This is a genomic window from Maribacter spongiicola (genome assembly GCF_004364165.1).
Classification (GTDB): Bacteria; Bacteroidota; Bacteroidia; order Flavobacteriales; family Flavobacteriaceae; genus Maribacter; species Maribacter spongiicola.
The window spans coordinates 1-19,217 of the sequence record NZ_SOAY01000004.1; the positions used below are offsets into that span (position 1 = coordinate 1).

General features: G+C 35.1%; 15 protein-coding genes. 14 read left to right on the forward strand and 1 reads right to left on the reverse strand.

Annotation, left to right across the window (positions count from 1 at the left end; all coding sequences use genetic code 11):
- Positions 1–125: 125 nt before the first annotated feature.
- Entirely contained in the window at positions 126–845 is a 720-nt protein-coding gene (locus CLV90_RS00495; RefSeq protein ID WP_133685577.1) for a TrmH family RNA methyltransferase, read from the reverse strand.
- A 54-nt stretch (positions 846–899) separates the two neighbouring features.
- Here CLV90_RS00495 and tamL point away from each other — a divergent pair, with 54 nt between their 5' ends.
- The 14 genes from tamL to CLV90_RS00560 all read left to right on the forward strand — a co-directional run bounded on the left by tamL (position 900) and on the right by CLV90_RS00560 (position 18,614).
- Positions 900–3,464, forward strand: coding sequence for a translocation and assembly module lipoprotein TamL (gene tamL, locus CLV90_RS00500; protein WP_243835233.1), 2,565 nt, complete (start codon positions 900–902; stop codon positions 3,462–3,464).
- Between the two features lie 59 nt (positions 3,465–3,523).
- A complete protein-coding gene (gene fbaA, locus CLV90_RS00505; RefSeq protein ID WP_133685578.1) occupies positions 3,524–4,591 on the forward strand; it encodes a class II fructose-bisphosphate aldolase in 1,068 nt (355 codons plus the stop codon).
- Between the two features lie 29 nt (positions 4,592–4,620).
- Entirely contained in the window at positions 4,621–5,496 is an 876-nt protein-coding gene (gene accD, locus CLV90_RS00510) for an acetyl-CoA carboxylase, carboxyltransferase subunit beta (RefSeq protein ID WP_133685587.1), read from the forward strand.
- 240 nt (positions 5,497–5,736) lie between these two features.
- On the forward strand, positions 5,737–5,892 hold the full coding sequence (locus CLV90_RS19135; protein WP_166638511.1) for a hypothetical protein: 156 nt from the start codon (positions 5,737–5,739) through the stop codon (positions 5,890–5,892).
- Between the two features lie 178 nt (positions 5,893–6,070).
- Positions 6,071–6,340 (forward strand): 30S ribosomal protein S15, encoded by a 270-nt coding sequence (rpsO, locus tag CLV90_RS00515; protein WP_038235085.1) that lies wholly within the window; start codon positions 6,071–6,073, stop codon positions 6,338–6,340.
- Positions 6,341–6,546: 206 nt separating this feature from the next.
- A complete protein-coding gene (locus tag CLV90_RS00520) occupies positions 6,547–8,763 on the forward strand; it encodes a polyribonucleotide nucleotidyltransferase (RefSeq protein WP_133685579.1) in 2,217 nt (738 codons plus the stop codon).
- A 159-nt stretch (positions 8,764–8,922) separates the two neighbouring features.
- Positions 8,923–9,786: a sigma-70 family RNA polymerase sigma factor gene (locus CLV90_RS00525; RefSeq protein ID WP_058106041.1), complete on the forward strand. Its 864-nt coding sequence runs from the start codon at positions 8,923–8,925 to the stop codon at positions 9,784–9,786.
- A gap of 258 nt (positions 9,787–10,044) precedes the next feature.
- Positions 10,045–12,027 carry a type I pullulanase gene (pulA, locus tag CLV90_RS00530; protein WP_133685580.1) on the forward strand — a complete coding sequence of 661 codons (1,983 nt, stop codon included), beginning with the start codon at positions 10,045–10,047 and terminating at the stop codon, positions 12,025–12,027.
- 28 nt (positions 12,028–12,055) lie between these two features.
- A complete protein-coding gene (locus tag CLV90_RS00535; protein ID WP_073247394.1) occupies positions 12,056–12,280 on the forward strand; it encodes a VF530 family protein in 225 nt (74 codons plus the stop codon).
- Complete coding sequence (locus CLV90_RS00540) at positions 12,280–12,738, forward strand: tRNA (cytidine(34)-2'-O)-methyltransferase (protein WP_133685581.1); 459 nt, start codon at positions 12,280–12,282, stop codon at positions 12,736–12,738. Before CLV90_RS00535 ends, CLV90_RS00540 begins: the two co-directional genes overlap by 1 nt.
- A gap of 364 nt (positions 12,739–13,102) precedes the next feature.
- Positions 13,103–16,210 (forward strand): WD40/YVTN/BNR-like repeat-containing protein, encoded by a 3,108-nt coding sequence (locus tag CLV90_RS00545; protein ID WP_133685582.1) that lies wholly within the window; start codon positions 13,103–13,105, stop codon positions 16,208–16,210.
- Positions 16,211–16,293: 83 nt separating this feature from the next.
- Positions 16,294–16,944: a ribulose-phosphate 3-epimerase gene (rpe, locus tag CLV90_RS00550; protein WP_133685583.1), complete on the forward strand. Its 651-nt coding sequence runs from the start codon at positions 16,294–16,296 to the stop codon at positions 16,942–16,944.
- Positions 16,941–17,921, forward strand: a complete 981-nt coding sequence (locus tag CLV90_RS00555) for a YpdA family putative bacillithiol disulfide reductase (RefSeq protein ID WP_133685584.1) — start codon at positions 16,941–16,943, stop codon at positions 17,919–17,921. The genes rpe and CLV90_RS00555 overlap by 4 nt, the downstream gene beginning before the upstream one ends.
- Positions 17,922–18,425: 504 nt before the next feature.
- The gene (locus CLV90_RS00560) at positions 18,426–18,614 is read left to right on the forward strand and encodes a hypothetical protein (RefSeq protein ID WP_133685585.1); all 189 of its coding nucleotides are present in this window, start codon (positions 18,426–18,428) and stop codon (positions 18,612–18,614) included.
- Positions 18,615–19,217: the final 603 nt, after the last annotated feature.

The following is a 19,217-nucleotide window of genomic DNA, read 5'->3' on the forward strand; positions in this document are numbered from 1 at the left end:
GCAATTAGCAATTAGCAATTAGCAATTAGCAATTAGCAATTAGCAATTAGCAATTAGCAATTAGCAATTAGCAATTAGCAATTAGCAATTAGCAAAAGTTAAATTTTTCGATAATTACAACCTAACTATCTTCTAATTTCATGAAGTAAAATTGCCGTTGCAGACGCTACATTCAAACTTTCTGTAGTTACACCACCAAATTGTGGTATTGCTAATCTATCAGTGCAAAGTTTTGCTACTGCGCCAGAAACTCCTTTTCCCTCATTACCCATAATCATTATACCCTTTTTGGGCAATTTTGAAGTAGTGACACTTACACCATTCATAAAAGTTCCGTATACTGGTATTTTTGTAGCTTTTAAAAACTCGATCAAATCCAAATACTGAATGTTCACCCTCGTAATAGAACCCATCGTAGCTTGTAATACCTTTGCGTTATAACAATCTACCGTATCTAAAGAGCACACAATGTCAGATATACCGAACCAATCGCAAAGCCGTATTATAGTCCCTAAATTACCCGGATCTTGAACTCCGTCTAGCACTAACGTCCAGTCAGATAAAATCTTGTTACTCTTATTAGGTATATGAAATACTCCAAGATATCCGTTCGGATTCTTAAGACTACTCATTTGACTTAATTCTTTTGATGAAACTTTAACAACATCATTATAATTCACCTCTAAATCAGATGGATCAACAGCAAATAATTTATATACTTTCATACTTGAATTCACGACTTCCTCCACCGTCTTTTTACCTTCCACAACAAATAGTCCATGCTCATTTCGGCACTTTTTTTGCTGTAGACTTTTGATAAGTTTCAATTCACTTTTGACAACCATTCAAATAATGTATTTTTGATTTCTATGAGGATGGCACTTTGCTCCAAAAACAACATGGCTAAATTAAGCTTATTATCCCTACTGGCAATAGTCTTGTTATCTTGTAACTCGCTAAAAAAAGTAGAGGATGATGAATTCTTGGTGATTAAAAATGCTATTTATGCCGATTCTATTAAAGTGAATGACGAAGATTTAAAGAGTCTTATCTATCAAAAATCGAATTCTACCGTTTTAGGCTACCCCCTAAGACTTAATTTATACAACCTTGCCAAAGAAAACCCCGACTCTTCATATAACGCATGGCTATACCGAAAAGAGAATAGAAAAAAAAGACTTGACAAACTGCTTTCAGAGAAACAAGTAGAACGTTTGGGAGAATCTTTCATTGTTAAAGGTTTAAGCAATTGGCTTAAAGACATTGGCGAGGAACCTACCATTTTAGATACGACAAAAACTAGATTAAGCTTGGCTAAGCTTAGTGCCTATTATCAGAGCAAAGGTTTCTTCACCAACAATACTACGTATTCCATCGACAGCACTCGATATAAAAAAGCGAAAGTTAATTACCATATTGAACTTGGAGACCCCTATATGATCGATTCTTTAGGCAACAATATTTCATCGACAGCCATAGACTCCCTCTATTTTTTAAATTCTTCTAAATCACTAATTAGAGAAGGGCAGCAATTCGACCTATCTAACTTTAATAGCGAACGCGAGCGCTTAACTGGTATTTTTAGAAATAGTGGTATTCGAAATTTTCAAGAAAGCTCTATTACTTTCGATATTTTACGAGACACCACCAGGTCTGCAGACGACCAAAAAATGAATATTACCCTTAATATCGGTGATTTAAAAACAAGAGGAGAAAACGAAGTAACTACATCTTCTTACAAAGTAGAAAAGATAAATAAAATCAATATTTACACAGACTACCTATCTACAAACACAAATGATTCGCTTTACGCGATAGATTACCAAGATTACACAATACATTATTCTAAGAATTTTGACATTAAACCAAAAACATTGGCAAATGCCATCTTCTTTAAAAAAGATAGCATTTATAGAGATGTAGATAAGATCAGAACATCTAGACAGTTAAATGCTCTGAATGTATTTAAATATCCGAATATTATTTTTGAGGCCGACTCTGTTGGCAACAAAGTGAATACCAATATTTATTTGGCACCTAAAACCAAATATGCCTTTGCAACTGATTTTGAAGTTAGCCGTTCTAACCTGCGTCGTATAGGTGTTGGTCTTGGCACTACGCTACTTATTAGAAATATTTTTAAAGGTGCCGAAAATTTAAGCATATCTGCTAATGGATCTTACGGCCTATTAAGCAGTAATACTTTCGAAGCCAATTATTTTTCAGAATTTGGCGGTGATATTACTTTAGATTTTCCTAGAATCTGGTTTCCGTTTGTAAATACATCTAGAATTATACCGAACTATACATTACCCAAAACAAGAATAGCCATGGGTACTAATTTTCAAAATAATATTGGTTTAGACAAACAGACATTAAACGCTGTTCTAGGCTATAATTGGGTACCTAGCGATTTTGTTAATCATGACGTAGAGTTATTAAACATTCAGTTTGTTAGAAATGTTAATCAAGAAAGGTTTTATAATGTATACACCAATACTTATGAACTGCTTGACGATATAGCAGATTCGTATGAAAATGCCAGTTTATACCCCGAACTAGCTCAATTTTTTGAACCCGACGATAGCGAAAATGAACTTAAACTAAGTATTCCTTCGGGTACTAAAGGTTTTACAAGCGCTATACTTGATGGCGATGTTTCTTCTTCAAGTGATGATTTTGATAATGTAAATACCATCGAGGAAAGAAGAATTAGACTAACAGAGAATAATTTAATTTTTGCATCTAACTATACGTTCAATAAAACGAACCGAACAGGGATTATAGATAATTCATTTTATAAATTTCGATGGAAGATCGAAGGTGCCGGTAATGTATTATCAGCCCTTTCTACATTTATACCATTTAATAAAAATGACAATGACCAATTACTAGTATTTAGTGTACCATTTTCACAATACATAAAAAACGAGTTTGAATACGTTAAATATTGGGATCTGTCTCGTTCTAATGTCCTTGCCGCAAGAGCTTTTTTCGGTATCGCTATACCTTACGGAAATTCTGATAACATACCTTTTGTGCGAAGTTATTTTGGTGGTGGATCAAATGACAATAGGGCTTGGTTCCCCTATTCCTTAGGCCCGGGAAGCACTTCGGCTATCAACGATTTTAATGAGGCAAACTTAAAGTTGGCTTTAAATTTAGAATATAGATTTCCTATTGCAGGCGATATTAACGGGGCAATTTTTGCTGATGCAGGTAATATCTGGAATGTTCTTGATAACGTTGAAGATCCCAATGCTACTTTTGACGGACTAGGTTCTTTAAAAGATATTGCACTCGGCACGGGTCTTGGTCTAAGATATGATTTCACCTATTTTCTATTTCGATTAGATTTAGGGTTTAAAACCTATAATCCTGCAGAAATTCAGTCTAAACGTTGGTTTAGAGATTATAACTTCGCAAATTCCGTATTGCAAATAGGTATCAACTATCCCTTTTAAATATAATTGTTTTATTACTTTTGTTTTTCATTATTTTAGAAACAAACAACTACATAATTATGGCTCACAATATCAAACCGGGAGTTGCAACCGGAGACGAAGTTCAAGCAATTTTCAACTACGCAAAAGAAAAAGGATTTGCATTACCTGCAGTAAACGTTATTGGTTCAGATACCATTAACGGTGTTTTAGAGACAGCAGCAAGTCTGAATGCACCTGTTATCATTCAATTTTCTAATGGTGGAGCTCAATTTAATGCTGGTAAAGGCCTTTCTAATGATGGACAAAAAGCAGCTATATTAGGTGCTGTTGCTGGAGCTAAACATGTGCATCAGTTAGCAGAAGCTTATGGTGCTACAGTTATTCTTCATACGGATCATTGTGCAAAAAAATTATTGCCTTGGATCGACGGTCTTTTAGATGCTAGTGAGAAACATTTTGCTGAAACAGGTAAATCTTTGTTCAGCTCGCATATGATCGATCTTTCTGAAGAACCTTTAGAAGAGAACATTGAAATTTGTAAAGGGTATTTAGAGCGCATGAGCAAAATGAACATGACGTTAGAAATTGAACTAGGTATTACTGGTGGTGAAGAAGATGGTGTTGACAATTCTGATGTAGATGATTCTAAATTATACACACAACCAGAAGAGGTGGCATATGCTTACGAAGAACTTTCTAAAGTTAGCCCTAGGTTTACTATCGCCGCAGCATTTGGTAACGTACACGGCGTATACAAGCCAGGTAACGTAAAGTTAACCCCAAAAATCCTTAAAAATTCTCAAGAACATATTTCTGAGAAATATGGTGTTGAGCACAACCATATCGATTTTGTATTTCATGGTGGATCTGGGTCTACTGTTGAAGAAATTAGAGAAGGTATCAGCTACGGTGTAATAAAAATGAATATCGATACAGATTTACAATATGCTTTCTTGGCAGGTGTTCGTGACTATGTTCAAGATAATAAAGACTATTTACAATCTCAAATAGGTAACCCTAAAGGAGCAGACGAACCTAACAAGAAATATTACGACCCAAGAGTTTGGTTGAGAAAAGGCGAATCAGCATTTATTGAGCGTTTGAAAAAAGCGTTTGAAGATTTGAATAACGTAAATACGCTTTAAAACTTTAGAATAACCAAAAAATGGATGATATGACGGCTTGGTTTAAAAGAAAAGAAAAAGGGATACAAACTTCTACTGAAGAAAAAAAAGACACACCTAAAGGCTTGTGGTATAAATCGCCAACAGGTAAAATAGTTGAGTCAGATGATCTTGCAAAAAACTTTTATGTAAGTCCTGAAGATGATTATCATGTAAGAATAGGTAGCAAGGAATATTTTGAAATTTTATTCGATAACAACAAGTTTACCGAATTAGATGAAAAACTTACTTCTAAAGATCCTTTAAAATTTGAGGATACTAAAAAGTACGGTGATCGTTTAAAAGCTGCACAAAAAAAGACCGGACTTAAAGATGCCGTGAGAACAGGATACGGAAAGTCTTATGGTAAAGACATCGTAATCTGTTGTATGGATTTTAAATTTATTGGTGGATCTATGGGAAGTGTCGTTGGAGAGAAAATTGCACGAGGTATAGATTATGCCATTAAAAAGAAAACTCCATTCTTAATGATTTCAAAGTCTGGTGGTGCACGTATGATGGAAGCTGCCCTTTCGTTAATGCAACTTGCAAAAACATCTGCCAAACTAGCCCAATTATCTGAAGCGGGTTTACCTTATATTTCTTTGTGTACAGACCCAACCACTGGTGGTACCACTGCATCATATGCCATGCTCGGCGACATTAACATTGCAGAGCCCGGCGCACTAATAGGTTTTGCAGGTCCGCGTATTGTAAAAGACACAACTGGTAAAGATTTACCTGAAGGTTTTCAATCTTCTGAATTTTTATTGGAACACGGCTTTTTAGATTTTATAACGCATAGAAGAGATTTGAAGAAAAAGATCAACCTTTATATAGATCTTATTCAAAACAATCCAGTAAGATCAGAAAAGACAGTAGCTTAAAAACCTTAGTATTAAGTACACTATTAATATAGATTTTATGCTGTTCTACAGATAAAGAAAAAATGCTCGTCGATGAATCTGATTCGACGGGCTTTTTTGATTTAAATACCCAAGTTACTATTTTTAGGAGATGCAGATAATTATACCATTAGTACAACAATATCTAGCCCTGACATAGGTTGATAGAACATGTAGGTTGGCGGGAAATAATGGATTTAAGAAAATCTCATTTGTAGAAGAATGCTAACTCATAGCCATGTTAATGAACAACCATTTACAAAGTCAGGTTCGAGTATTCTTCTTAAAAATGACGACGAAGTCTATATTCGAGTTCATATGAACAATTCAGGTTATGCATCTACCGTGCAAAAAGAGTTTATTGAAAACGGATTTTAAGCTACTGAATTAAGCTATAAATTCGAACAATATTTAGAAGAAAATGAATCCTTACCTAATTTGTGCTTTTTAAATCAAATTATCATAATAACAATTAAACATTTCAAAAAAAATCATACCTTTGCGCCCTGATTGAAAACCAATCATGTACATAAAAATCATTTAAATTAATATTGGAATGTATTTAACAAAAGAAGTAAAAGCCGAAATTTTCAAGAAACACGGCGGTAAAGCAGAGAACACTGGTTCAACAGAAGGTCAAATTGCTTTATTCACACACCGAATCAATCACTTGACCGGTCACTTGAAAAGAAATCATAAAGATTACAACACCGAGCGTTCACTTGTGAAACTAGTAGGTAAAAGAAGAAGTCTTCTTGATTACATGATCAAAAATGATATTGTAAAATACAGAGAGCTAATTAAAGAGCTAGGTATTAGAAAATAATATTGCAAAAGGGGATAGCTAGCTATCCCCTTTTTTAATACTCCTGCCTTAGGAGGTTAAGCCAAACATATTGGCAAAGGTGAACAAAAAGCTACACACGGTTTTTCATTGGTCAACACAACAACACAACAACTCCGACCAGAGAATTTCAGTCGGAAAGACCATTGTTTAACAAATCTGCACTATGCAGATTTTAATCGAATTTTATGATTCCAAAAGTATTTAGAGAGGTCATAGACCTTGGTGACGGTAGAGAAATTTCTATCGAAACAGGAAAATTGGCAAAACAGGCGCACGGTTCTGTTGTTGTACAATCAGGAAAATGTATGTTATTATGTACAGTTGTTTCCAACTACAAACAAAGTGATGTGGACTTTCTTCCACTAACGGTAGATTACCGTGAAAAATTTGCTGCCGCTGGTCGTTACCCAGGCGGTTTCTTTAAAAGAGAAGCTAGACCTAGTGATGGTGAAGTTTTGACTATGCGTTTAGTGGATCGTGTTTTACGTCCGTTATTCCCAAAAGATTATCACGCAGAAACACAAGTTATGATTCAGTTAATGTCTCATGATGACGATGTTATGCCTGAAGCTATGGCAGGTTTAGCCGCTTCTGCAGCTATTCAATTATCAGATTTCCCTTTTGAATGCCCAATCTCTGAAGCTAGAGTTGGTCGTGTAAACGGAGAATTCATTATTAACCCAACTAGAGCTCAATTAGCGGAGTCTGACATCGATATGATGATTGGAGCATCAGCTGATTCTGTAATGATGGTTGAAGGTGAAATGGATGAGATTTCTGAAGAAGAAATGGCAGACGCTATTAAATTTGCTCATGAAGCCATTAAAATTCAATGTGCCGCCCAAGTAAAATTAGCTGAAGCTTTCGGTAAAAAAGAAACACGTGAGTATGCCGAAGAAAGAGAAGATCAAGATTTAGCAAAGAAAATTCATGACATGGCATATGATAAAGTATATGCTATTGCAAAAGCAGGTTCGGCTAAGCATGAAAGAAGTGCCGCTTTTTCTGAAATTAAAGAAGAAATCAAAGCAACATTTTCTGAAGAAGAATTAGCAGATTATGGTGATTTAGTATCTAAATATTATGCTAAAGCAGAAAAAGCTGCTATTAGAACTTTAACCTTAGATGAAGGTTTACGTTTAGATGGTCGTAAGACAGATGAAATTAGACCAATTTGGTGTGAGGTTGATTATTTACCTTCAACACATGGTTCTGCAATTTTCACAAGAGGTGAAACTCAAGCACTGGCTACGGTAACTTTAGGTACGTCTAGAGATGCTAACAAAATCGATATGCCGTCTTATGAAGGTGAAGAAAATTTCTATTTACATTATAACTTCCCTCCTTTTTGTACAGGTGAAGCTAGACCATTAAGAGGAACATCTCGTAGAGAAGTTGGTCATGGTAACTTGGCGCAACGTGGCTTAAAAGGAATGATCCCTGCCGATTGTCCTTATACAGTTCGTGTAGTATCTGAAGTATTAGAGTCTAACGGTTCTTCTTCTATGGCAACTGTTTGTGCCGGTACAATGGCATTAATGGATGCAGGTGTCCAAATGACAAGACCTGTTTCTGGTATTGCAATGGGTTTAATTTCTGATGCAGAAACCGGAAAATATGCTGTTCTTTCTGATATTCTTGGTGATGAAGATCACTTAGGTGATATGGATTTCAAAGTTACAGGTACTTCAGAAGGTATCACTGCTTGCCAAATGGATATTAAAGTAAAAGGATTGTCTTATGAAATTTTAGTGAACGCACTAAAGCAAGCAAGAAATGGTCGTTTACATATCTTAGACAAAATCACAGATACTATATCTTCTCCTAATTCTGATGTAAAAGAACATGCACCAACTATGGTTACCCGTAGAATTCCAAACGAATTTATCGGAGCTCTTATTGGTCCTGGAGGAAAAGTAATTCAAGAGATGCAAAAAGAAACTGAGACAACTATCGTTATAAACGAAGATCCGGTTACTGAAGAAGGTATTGTTGAAATATTAGGTGTTGGTAGAGAAGGTATTAATGCTGTTATTGCAAAAATTGATGCAATCCTGTTCAAACCTACTGTAGGTAGCGTATACGAAGTTAAAGTGATTAAAATGTTAGATTTTGGTGCTGTAGTGGAATATATGGATGCTCCAGGAAACGAAGTTTTACTTCACGTATCTGAATTAGCTTGGGAAAGAACTGAAAATGTAACTGACGTTGTTAATATGGGCGATGTGTTTGATGTGAAATATTTCGGACTTGATCCTAGAACAAGAAAAGAGAAAGTTTCGCGTAAAGCGCTTTTACCAAAACCAGAAGGCTTTGTAGAAAGACCACCACGTGATGACAAAAAAAGAGATGACCGACGTGGAAACGATCGTAATCGCGATAGAAAACCAAGAAGAGATTAACTCTTTGTAAGTAAAAATAGAAAGCCCCGACATATATGTTGGGGCTTTTTTTATGTAGTTCAACGGAAAAATGAACTTTTTTTTACCCAATTGTAACATTCGGAAGATTTTTACGTATAAGTATATGCAGTCTATGCAAACTGAACTTAATTTATTTTAATGAGACAGCTTAAGATTACAAAACAGGTTACCAATAGGGAAACCGCATCTTTGGACAAGTACTTACAAGAAATTGGAAAAGTTGACTTGATTACCGCTGATGAAGAAGTAGAGTTGGCACAACGTATCAAGGCAGGCGACCAGATCGCTCTTGAAAAACTTACCAAAGCCAACCTCAGATTCGTGGTATCAGTAGCAAAGCAGTACCAAAACCAGGGACTTACTTTACCAGATTTAATTAACGAGGGTAACCTTGGTCTAATTAAAGCTGCACAGCGTTTTGACGAAACGCGGGGATTTAAATTTATCTCCTACGCCGTATGGTGGATCCGTCAATCTATATTACAAGCTTTGGCAGAACAATCTCGTATCGTTCGTTTGCCATTGAACAAAATTGGTTCTATCAACAAAATCAACAAGACTTTTGCTTTCTTAGAGCAAGCGCATGAAAGAATGCCTTCTCCTGAAGAAATTGCAAAAGAATTGGATATGACTGTTGATGACGTAAAACAATCATTGAAAAACTCAGGTAGACACGTATCTATGGATGCTCCTCTAATTGATGGTGAAGATTCTAACCTTTATGATGTACTTCGTAGTGGTGAGTCTCCTAACCCAGATAGAGAATTATTACATGAGTCTCTTCGTACAGAAATTGAGCGTGCTTTAGAAACATTAACACCTCGTGAGGCAGATGTTATTCGCTTATACTTTGGTCTTGCAGGTCAACATTCTATGACCCTAGAAGAAATTGGTGAAACTTTTGACCTTACAAGAGAAAGAGTTCGTCAAATTAAAGAAAAAGCTATTAGACGTTTAAAGCATACATCTAGAAGTAAAATATTAAAAACGTATTTGGGTTAAAAAATCTAAGCGTTCAAGCTATAAAAATTGCACGTTAAATATTCCTTAAATTGGCAATATTGGCATATTAGTTGTAATTTTAACGGTAACAACAGTTTATCATGACTGTTCGTTTTTTGATTGATGAATAAACTCCGGCTGATTACCGGAGTTTTTTCATTTATAATAGTTTTTCTGGAATTTGAAAAACTAAGTATCTGTTTGCTGATACATACCCTAAAAAATCTTTCCTTATCTTAGAGTATCAACATCAATCTAATGAAACATACAGTACTAATTCTAATGAGTTTCGCCCTGTTCAACTCTTGTAATACCGAAAAGACTATTACTGATTTCAATAAATACCCTACCCCTATAAACGAAAACCTTTGGATACAATACACCAAAGATGCTACGCTCTTTAAACTTTGGTCTCCAAATGCTGAAGAAGTAATTTTAAGACTTTATAAAGATGGACATGACGCTACTGTCTTTTCATACTTTAACTTGACAAAAGAGCATCAAGGTATTTGGCAAACAAAGGTTGATGGTGATTTAAATGGCATCTATTACACCTATCAAGTTAAAATTAATGATTCATGGCTAAAGGAAACTCCGGGAATTTATGCAAAAGCTGTAGGTGTTAATGGCAATAGAGCTATGGTTTTAGATATGGAAACCACCAACCCAAACGGTTGGCAAAAAGACTCTTCTCCTATTCTTAGCAACTATAATGAAGCTATAATTTATGAATTACATGTTCGTGACATGACAATTCATTCGCAGGCTGGCTCATCACTACCAGGTACATATTTAGGGTTAGTAGAAGCAGATACTAAAGGTCCAAATGGAGTTGCTACGGGTATTGATCATTTAAAAGAATTGGGTATTACCCATGTGCATCTTTTACCCACTTTAGACCATTACGCTATTAACGAAACCAATTTAGATACGCCACAATTTAATTGGGGCTACGACCCTAACAACTATAATGCGCCCGAAGGTTCTTTTTCTACCGACCCCTTTAATGCCGAAGTGCGCATTAAAGAGTTTAAGCAAATGGTAAAGACTTTTCATGATAATGGTATTGGGGTAATTTTAGATGTCGCATATAACCACACCGGCAAAACAGAAGAATCTAATTTCAATCAAGAAGTACCTGGGTACTACTATCGCCATTGGGAAGATGGTTCTTATTCAGATGCTGCTGCCTGTGGAAACGAAACGGCATCAGAGCGTGCTATGATGCGAAAATTTATAATTGAATCTGTCTTACATTGGACGAAAGAATATCATATTGACGGATTCCGGTTCGACCTCATGGGCATTCACGACATTGAGACCATGAATAAAATTGGTGAAGCGGTTTTAGAAATAAATCCTGATGCGCTTTTATATGGCGAAGGATGGACTGCTTCAGATACTCCGCTACCGGAAGAAAAACGAGCCCTTAAAAAACACATGCAGCAACTTCCAAAATTTGCTGCTTTTAGTGATGATTTACGCGACGGATTAAAAGGTTCTGTTTTCGAAGATGAAAGTTTAGGTTTTGTTAGTGGTGCTAAGAATACAGAAGAATCTATTAAATTCGGAATTGTAGGCGCAACTCAACATCCTCAAATTGAATATGAAAAGGTAAATTACTCAGGTGCTCCTTGGACCTTAGAACCATGGCAATCTATCAACTATGTTTCTTGCCATGATAACCATACCTTATTTGACAAACTTAAAATTTCAAGACCAGACGCAACATTAGAAGAATTAATTGCTATGGATAAATTGGCAAATGCAATAGTACTGACCTCACAAGGAACCCCATTTCTTCATGCTGGATCAGAAATGCTTCGTACTAAAAATGGAGAAGATAATTCTTACAACCTACCTGATAGCATCAACCAAATAAACTGGAATTGGAAGAATGACCACAAAGAAGTATTCGACTACTATAAAAATCTAATAAAGCTGAGAAAAGAGCAGCCCGCTTTTTATATGGCTACCTCCAATCAAGTAAGAGAACATTTAAAATTCCAAAAAACAAATGATAGCCTTGTTTCCTTTACATTAAAAGGTAATGCAAACGATGACAATTGGAAAAACATATTAGTGATTTACAATGCATCAAACGAAAAAATAAATTATAAAATTGATGGAGTTTGGCAAAAGGCTGTTTCTGGTAGTACCTTTGACTTTGAAGGGCTGCATATATTGAAAAACACGATTGAAGTTCCGCCGCTATCAATGTACATTGCATTTCAAAAATAATTGTAAGTCTATAAAATTTTAATAAAACATGAGTTCAGATTCTCAACCTAATAATCCGCTTCATGGTATTAAACTAGCAACGATACTTGAAGAACTTACTGAAAAGTATTCTTGGGAAGATTTGGCTGGTCAAGTTGATATTAATTGCTTTAAAAGTAATCCGTCTATAAAATCAAGCTTAAAATTTTTACGCAGAACTCCGTGGGCACGTGAAAAAGTTGAACATTTATACTTACAATCCTTCAAAAAATAATGAGCCTTAATATAGTACTCATAGAACCAGAAATACCGAATAACACAGGTAACATTGGCAGATTAGCTCTCGGAACAGGATCTACATTACACTTGGTAAAACCATTCGGATTTGAACTTACCGATAAACGTTTAAAGAGAGCGGGACTAGATTACTGGCAACACCTCAATGTTATTATGTACGAGAATGTTGATGAATTCTTTGAGCAACATAAGGACAAAAAAATGATATTTTTTTCTGCTACGGCTACTAAAAATCATTGGGAAATGGATTTTGAAGATGATATGTTTCTCGTTTTCGGCAAAGAATCTGTTGGCTTACCTAAAGAATTATTAAATGAAAACATCGAAAATACTTCCAAAATCGCATTATATAGCGAACATATTAGAAGTTTAAACCTAGCCAATGCTGTTGCCATTACTATCTACGAAAGTTTACGACAAATAAACCTGAAATAACTTTTTTTCTAATAACTGAAATGGTACAAAATTTTAAAAAACTGCTAACTAATCTATCGATGCTAAAATTTTAGTTGTACTAATTTTCCTTTCCTCAAATGAAAACACCGAACTAGTTTTCCTATTAAAATCCATCGCTTACCAAATTCCAAATAACATAAGCTCATATTACTTATATCGTAAAAAATCATGATGATATTACGATTCTACCATTCATGAAAAAAATATTCAAATTAGTCCAGAAATTAGGTATCCCCAACTTCCCGTTAAAATTTGAAAATCATTTAATTATAGCAGAATAATTGATTATTTTCAAAGTAAAATTCTTTTATTTCACCATTAGAACCAACCTAACTTCCACCTTATGAATACGAAAAAATGCTACCTATTGCTGGTATTTACATTGGTCGCTTTTAGCTCCAGTTTTGCACAAAAAAAATCTAAAACAAATACTGCAACCATAACTCCAGAATTCTATGAAAATTTAGAATGGCGTAATATCGGTCCTGTACGTGGCGGTCGTTCTTTAGGATCTTCGGGCAGTCCAAGTAGGCCTAACGAATATTATTTCGGTGCAACAGGTGGCGGACTATGGAAAACTACTGATGGCGGTAATGAGTGGGAAGCTGTTACCGATGGTCAAATTACAAGTTCTTCGGTGGGTGCAGTGGCAGTCGCAGAAACTAACCCTGATATTGTATACATTGGTATGGGAGAAGTACAATTGCGCGGTAGTATCACCCAAGGTGACGGAGTTTATAAATCAGCTGATGCCGGTAAAACTTGGACACACCTAGGGCTAGAAGAAACTCAAGCGGTTTCTAGAATTAGAATTCACCCAACAAATCCTGATATTGTCTATGTAGCTGCTTTAGGTCACCCATATGGTGATAACGAACAACGTGGTGTTTTTAAAAGTACCGATGGCGGAAAAAATTGGAACAAGACATTATATGTAAGTGATAAAGCAGGTGCGGTAGATTTAATAATTGACAGAAATAACCCTAATGTTTTATACGCTAGCACATGGCAAGTTCAAAGAAAAGCATGGAAAATGTGGGGCGGTGGTCCAGATTGTAAACTATGGAAATCTACTGATGCCGGTGAAACTTGGACAGATCTTTCAAAAAACCCTGGTATGCCAGAAGGTCCGTTAGGTAAAATCGGAGTGACAGTTTCTCCAGCAGATTCTAATCGTGTTTGGGCCGTTGTAGAAGCTAACGAAGGTGGTGTTTTTCGTTCAGACGATGCCGGTAAAACTTGGGAACGCACTAATGATGAAAGAAAACTGAGACAACGTGCTTTTTACTATTCGAGAATTTATGCTGATCCATTAGATAAAGATATTGTTTACGGACTTAATGTTGATTTTTGGAAGTCTACTGATGGAGGCAAAACTTTTGACACAAAAATTAAAGTACCGCACGGCGATAATCACGATTTATGGATAGACCCTAACAACCCTGAGCGTATGATTTCTTCAAATGACGGTGGCGGTGTTGTTAGTATCAATGGTGGAAAATCTTGGACAGAAGAAGATTACACTACTACTCAACTGTACCATGTAATGACCACGAACGATGTACCTTATCATGTTGCTGGTGCACAACAAGACAATAGCACTATTGCCGTACCAAGTGACGGCTGGGAACATATGCAGGCTCGTGGTCAAGGAGATGGCTGGGCTTACGCTGTTGGCGGTGGTGAAAGTGGCTGGATCACACAACATCCTACGGACTTAGATATTTTTTATGCCGGTAGCCAAGGTGCTCTTTTAACTCGTTATGATAGAAGTAACGGACAATCTAGAGATATTCAAGTATACCCACGATTTTTCTCTGGTGAGCCCGCTAGTGCTTTACCAGAACGCTGGCAGTGGACTTTCCCCATAATGTTTGCTCCTCAAGATTCAAATGTAATGTACACATGCTCTCAACATGTTTGGAAAACTACCGATGACGGACAGTCTTGGGAAAAAATTAGTCCAGATTTGACCTATGCAGACCCATCTACCTTAGGTAAAACTGGTGGTATTATCACCATGGATATGAACGGACCAGAAATTTACGCTACCGTATTTGCCCTTGCTCCATCAAACCACGATATCAATACCATATGGGCAGGTTCTGATGATGGTAAAATACATATTACAAGAGATGGCGGCAAAAATTGGGCTGACATTACCCCTAAAGATTTACCAAAATTTTCAAGAGTAAGTATTATTGATGAATCTATTCATAACCCGGGTACACTTTATGTTGCAGTTAACAGATACCAAGTTGACGACAGACAACCTTATGTTTTCAAAACACATGATTACGGAAAAACATGGACTAAAATTATTAATGGAATTGAAGATGGTCATTTTGCAAGAGCCGTACGTGAAGACCCTGTAAAAGAAGGTTTGCTATTTTTGGCTACTGAACATGGTGTATATTTCTCAATGAACGATGGTGAGCTATGGCAAAGTCTTCAGTTAGAACTTCCAGATACTCCTGTTAGAGATTTAGTCATTAAAGATAATGATGTCGTATTAGGTACACACGGAAGAGGATTCTGGATCTTAGATGATATTCAACCAATCAGACAGTTTACTCCAGAAATGGCAAAACAAGATGCTGTTCTATTTAAACCTACAGATGCCCTTAGAGGTTTAACAAACGCTTCTATTCAATACTACTTAAAAGAACAAAAAGATACCATTACTTTTGAAATTTATGACGCTCAAGATAAATTAATCAACACATTTACCGGTAGCAAACCGAAATATGAAGTAGACCCTAACATTCCCTATTGGCTAAAAGGGGGATCTACTAAGCCTACCACTGCAAAAGGAATAAATACGTTTACTTGGGATATGAGATATACTGGCGCAACCACTTTTGACGGTATGATTATTTGGAGTGCAAGACCCGCACGTGGACCAAAAGCACCGTTAGGAATTTATAAAGTAAAAATGAAATCTGGCGATTATGAAAAAATATATGCCTTTGAAATAAAAATGGACCCCAACCTAAAAGGTATCACAAAAGAAGATTTAGATGAGCAGTTCGAACTTTCAAATAAAATTATGGGTAAAACTACCGCTGCAAATGAAGCCGTAATTAAAATTCGTGAAATTAAAAAATCACTTACAGCTATAAACGAAAGTATTGAAGCTAGCGACTACACCAATACTGTCACTCCGTTTTTAAAAGAGTTATCAGAAGTTGAAGAAGCATTGTATCAAGTAAAAAATCAATCGGGTCAGGATCCTTTGAATTTCCCTATTAAGCTCAATAATAGATTAGCTTCATTACGTCGTAGTGTTGAATCCGGCGAAGCAAAACCAACTAACGGAGCTTATAAAGTGTATGAAGAACTATCTGCAGAACTTAAAATTGAACTTGAAAAACTAGATCGTATTTTGAGTAAATACAAAACGAAAATAAATCCTATACTTTCTAAAAATGGTGGTTCGAAGATTGATTAAATGATGATAAAGCAAAAGCTAAAACACAATTAAAACGAATTACAAATACGTATTTTTGTAATGAACAAATAAAGTTTATTCATATGAAAAAGGCAAGTATAGCGCCATCACTTTTAGCAGCGGACTTTGGAAATCTACAACGTGATGTTGAAATGGTAAATTCAAGTGAAGCGGAGTATCATCATATTGATGTCATGGACGGAGTTTTTGTTCCAAACATATCTTACGGTATGCCGGTTGTAAAATCAATTCAAAAACATGCTACAAAACCTTTAGATGTACATTTAATGATTGTAGACCCTGACAGATATCTTGAAGAGTTTGCTAATCTTGGAGCTCATATATTGACGGTACACTATGAAGAGTGTACGCATCTACATAGAACTATTCAAGCCATAAAGGCATTGGGCATGAAAGCTGGTGTTGCATTGAATCCGCATACAAATGTTATGCTTTTAGAAGATATCATTCAAGATATTGATGTTGTTTTGATTATGAGTGTGAATCCGGGTTTTGGCGGACAATCATTTATAGAAAATACATATGATAAAATAAAAGCTACTAAAGCTTTGATCACAAGAAAAAAATCATCTGCCCTTATTGAAGTCGATGGCGGAGTTACAACTGCTAATTCAAAAAAATTAGTTGAAGCAGGTGCAGATATTTTAGTTGCCGGAAGTTTTGTATTTAAAAGCGCCGATCCAATTAAAACTATAAAAGAATTAAAAGGATGAAAACTGAATTTGATATGGTCATCGTTGGTGGTGGACCAATAGGAATTGCATGTGGTTTGGAAGCGAAGAAAAAAGGACTCAGTTACCTTATTCTAGAAAAGGGTCCCATTGTGAATTCCCTGTTTCACTACCCAAGTAATATGCAATTTTTCTCTTCATCTGAAAAATTAGAGATTGACGAAATACCATTTATAAGTAATGAAGCTAAACCTAAACGAGATGAAGCTTTAGAATATTACAGACGAATTGTAACCTCTAATAAATTGAATATAAACCTTTTTGAAAAGGTAGAAAATGTTCAAAAAAATGAAAATGTTTTTACAATAATTTCAGATAAGGCTACTTATATATCAAAACAAGTTGTTGTTGCTACTGGTTTCTATGACCTACCTAATTTATTAAATGTACCAGGAGAAAATTTAGAAAAAGTAGTGCACTATTATGACAACCCACATTATTATTCTGGTCAAAAAGTGGCGGTAATTGGAGCTAGTAATTCTGCCATTGACGCGGCACTTGAATGTTATAGAAAAGGTGCCGAAGTATCCTTGATTATACGTGGATCAGAAGTTGGTAAACGCGTTAAATACTGGGTTCGACCAGATATCATTAATAGAATTGATGAAGGTAGTATAAAAGCTTATTACAAAACAACCATTAAATCTATTTCTAAAAATCACATTAACTTAACTACACCAGATGGTGAAATAGCTATTGAAAATGACTTTGTTTTAGCATTAACAGGATATAAGCCTAATTTTAATTTTTTAGAAAAACTAGGTGTCAATATAAGTAATGATACAAAGAAATTACCAGAGTATAATCCAGATACTATGGAAACGAATGTAGCAGGTCTTTATTTAGCCGGTGTAATCTGCGGAGGGATGGAAACCCACAAATGGTTTATAGAGAATTCTAGAATTCATGCAAAAATGATTGTTAAGAATATTATTTCGAGTGCAATAACTACCTCGTAATTAACTGATATATTGGCATTAAAAGTGGTTAGACGATAGACAATTTTTATAAACGTTATTTTTACCTAATAACAAAACCAAAACATATGATTTTCTTCAGTACTGGATCAACTAATCTTGACTCGGTAAAAACTAGAAATATTTAATTGTCAACACTGCAACAATCAAGATCCTATTTACATCAATATCTACAGAAAGCATCCGCACGTATTTTGGATTCCAAGGTTTCCATTAGGGAAAAGTGGTCGTTCTTATCGCACCCATTGTAAAGAGACCTTATCGCAAAAACAAATGTCCGAGGCACTTAAAATGGAATAAAAAACCATTAAAGCTGAAGCGAAAGGACCCATATGGCAGTTTTCAGGACTTTTAGTATTAGCTCTCTTTACTGAATTTGTAATTTATTCTAGTGGAAAAGATAAAGAAAACACACAGCTTTATTTATCTACCCCAGCAGTTGGTGATATATATGAATACAAAGCTGATAATGGCAGCTATTCTACTATGAGACTAGAAAAAGTAACTTCAGATAGCTTATACCTTTCCCTAAACGATTATGAAATATCTAAAAAATCTAGACTTTATAAAATAGATAAAGAAGAGAACTATTCTGAAGTAACCTATGGGTATTCAAAAAATGAAATTTCTCAAATGCAGAAAGAAGATATCATTTTCGATATCAATAGAGATTAAGATTCAAAATATAAATCAACAAACAAATTAATTTATAATCTGTATTAAAAACATGATAAAACCTGAGAAGTTAACTTCTCAGGTTTTTTTATACACACTACTGTAAATTAAAATTTATTTTTGTCAGCATTCTTAATAAGGATATACTTTTAAAATCTACTACTACACTTATCAATCAAAAGATATAGTATAAGTAATTCTTTTATACAAAGTCGTTGATAAAATTGTCAAGGAATATTTTAAAACTCGAAGTAATAAAACAACTATCAGTTCAACTTCACTTCCAGATTTACGTCTAACTAAATTTGATTTTATGTTAACTAAATTATTATCTAAGTTCTACCCTTCTTAAACATATCTCACTATATAAACAATACAATCGATATGAAGTCTCTATCTTAGGTAGAGTTTAGTTAACCTTATCGTTCAATTTCTAACTTAAAGTAGTAGTAGTAGTAGTAGTAGTAGTGATGTATATGACACCAATTTATGGATCAGGGTCTGTTGGATCTATGGTATAAAAAAAGCCCTTTACATTATTGTAAAGGGCTTTCGAAAAAGGCGGCTACCTACTCTCCCACTTGATATAGCAGTACCATCGGC